This is a genomic window from Streptomyces sp. NPDC054841, assembly GCF_053611045.1.
Genome location: NZ_JBSGZO010000772.1, coordinates 1 through 2,500, shown reverse-complemented (window position 1 = coordinate 2,500; position 2,500 = coordinate 1). Strand labels below are relative to the sequence as shown.

Here is a 2,500-nt window from a genome sequence, read left to right as displayed (position 1 = left end):
TGCTGCCGCGGCGGTCACCGTACGGTGGTCCGCCACGGCACGCAGTATGCGGAGCCTGCGCGGGTCGATCACACGGCCATTGTCGCCCGGGCGTCGACGAAGGCGGCAACCGCCCGCTCCACGTCCTCGGTGGAGTGCGCGGCGGAGAGCTGGACGCGGATCCGGGCCTGGCCCATCGGGACCACCGGGTACGAGAAGCCGATCACGTACACGCCGCGCTCCAGGAGCAGCTCGGCCATGCGGGCGGCCTCGGCGGCGTCGCCGATCATGACGGGCGCGATCGCGTGGTCGCCGGGCAGGATCTCGAAGCCCGCCTCGGTCATCTTCGTACGGAAGAGCGCGGTGTTGGCGGCGAGCTTCTCCCGCAGGTCACCGGCGGACTCCAGCAGGTCGAGGACCTTGAGGGAGGCGGCGGCGATGACGGGCGCGAGGGAGTTGGAGAACAGATACGGGCGGGAGCGCTGACGCAGCAGGGCGACGATCTCGGCGCGGGCCGCGACGTAGCCACCGGAGGCGCCGCCGAGGGCCTTGCCGAGGGTGCCGGTGATGATGTCGATGCGGTCCATGACGCCGTGCAGCTCGGGGGTGCCGCGGCCGCCGGGGCCGACGAAGCCGACGGCGTGCGAGTCGTCGACCATGACCATGGCGTCGTAGCGGTCCGCGAGGTCGCAGATCTCCTGGAGCGGTGCGACGTAGCCGTCCATGGAGAAGACGCCGTCGGTGACGATCAGGCGGCGGCGGGCGCCGGACGCCTCCTTGAGCTTCGCCTCCAGGTCGGCCATGTCGCGGTTGGCGTAACGGAAACGGGCGGCCTTGGAGAGGCGGATGCCGTCGATGATCGAGGCGTGGTTGAGGGCGTCGGAGATGACGGCGTCCTCGGCGCCGAGGAGGGTCTCGAAGACGCCGCCGTTCGCGTCGAAGCAGGAGGAGTAGAGGATCGTGTCCTCCTGGCCCAGGAAGGCCGAGAGCCGCCTCTCCAGCTCCTTGTGGACCTCCTGGGTGCCGCAGATGAAGCGGACCGAGGCCATGCCGTAGCCCCAGCGGTCCAGGGCCTCCTTGCCTGCGGCGATGACCTCGGGGTGGTCGGCGAGACCGAGGTAGTTGTTGGCGCAGAAGTTCAGCACGTCACCGGGGGCGCCGCCGGCGGTGACGGCGACGGACGCGGACTGCGGGGTGCCGATGACCCGCTCGGGCTTGTGGAGTCCGGCGGCACGGATCTCGTCGAGGGTGGCGCGGAGGTCATCGCGTACGGACGCGTACATAGGGGTGCTCCCTGGGGTCACTGGGCGTGCGGGGCAGGCAGGTGAGACGAACCGGGCAACGGAATCACGAGGTCACGAGGTCCAGTCGAGGATGATCTTGCCGCTGCGTGCCGTGGCGGCCTCGTCGAAGGCCGCATCGAAGTCCTGGTAGCCGTAGCTGCCGGTGATGACGGGGCTGAGGTCGAGCCCGCCTTCCAGCAGCACGGTCATCGCGTACCAGGTTTCGAACATCTCGCGGCCGTAGATGCCCTTGATGGTGATCATCGAGGTGACGATCTTGGACCAGTCGACGGCGAACTCCTGCGCGGGCAGTCCGAGCATGGCGATCCGGCCGCCGTGGGTCATGTTGTCGATCATGTCGCGCATGGCTTCGGGGCGGCCGGACATCTCCAGGCCGATGTCGAAGCCCTCCTTCAGGCCGAGGGTGCGCTGGGCCTCGGCGATGTCGGTCTCGGCGACATTGACCGCGAGGGTGGCGCCGACCTTGCGGGCCAGGTCGAGGCGCGGCTCGCTCACGTCGGTGATCACGACGTTGCGGGCGCCGGCATGCCTGGCGACGGCCGCCGCCATGACGCCGATGGGGCCCGCGCCGGTGATCAGGACGTCCTCGCCGACAAGCGGGAAGGACAGCGCGGTGTGCACGGCGTTCCCGAACGGGTCGAAGATCGCGGCGACGTCCAGGTCGACCTCGGTGCGGTGCACCCACACGTTGGACGCGGGCAGGGCGACGTACTCGGCGAACGCGCCGTCACGCCCGACGCCGAGCCCGATGGTGCTGCGGCACAGGTGGCGGCGGCCCGCGAGACAGTTGCGGCACTTGCCGCAGACGAGATGCCCCTCGCCGCTGACCAGGTCGCCGACCGCGATGTCCTGGACGTCGTTGCCGATGGCGGCGACCTCGCCGACGAACTCATGGCCCGCGACGAGCGGGGTGCTGATCGTCTGCTGGGCCCAGCCGTCCCAGGAGCGGATGTGGAGATCGGTCCCGCAGATGCCGGTACGGAGCACCTTGATCAGCACATCGCCGGTGCCGTACTCGGGCTCGGGGACGTCCATGAGCCACAGCCCGGGCTCGGCTTGCTGCTTGACGAGTGCCTTCATGGTGCGGCTCCAGGCGTGGCGAGGCAGGGCTGACCAGGCACGACAGCGCCGGTCGGTGGACGGGCACCAATCTGCCGAGCACGGAGCGTTCAGTCCATCGAGGATTTCTTAAACGGGCCGACAGCAGAGCTTCACGC

2 protein-coding genes are annotated in these 2,500 nt (G+C 69.8%); both read right to left on the bottom strand.

What is annotated here, in order from left to right; all coding sequences use genetic code 11:
- Nucleotides 1-68: 68 nt before the first annotated feature.
- The gene (locus ACWGI8_RS43015; protein WP_453668912.1) at nt 69-1,262 is read right to left on the bottom strand and encodes a glycine C-acetyltransferase; all 1,194 of its coding nucleotides are present in this window, start codon (nt 1,260-1,262) and stop codon (nt 69-71) included.
- A 72-nt stretch (nt 1,263-1,334) separates the two neighbouring features.
- Nucleotides 1,335-2,363 carry an L-threonine 3-dehydrogenase gene (gene tdh, locus ACWGI8_RS43010; RefSeq protein WP_453668910.1) on the bottom strand — a complete coding sequence of 343 codons (1,029 nt, stop codon included), beginning with the start codon at nt 2,361-2,363 and terminating at the stop codon, nt 1,335-1,337.
- Nucleotides 2,364-2,500 lie beyond the last annotated feature (137 nt).

What these genes read in the sequence shown, in the direction of transcription:
- tdh (WP_453668910.1), bottom strand. Translation starts at nt 2,363, where the DNA reads ATGAAGGCACTCGTCAAGCAGCAAGCCGAGCCCGGGCTGTGGCTCATG.
- ACWGI8_RS43015 (WP_453668912.1), bottom strand. Translation starts at nt 1,262, where the DNA reads ATGTACGCGTCCGTACGCGATGACCTCCGCGCCACCCTCGACGAGATC.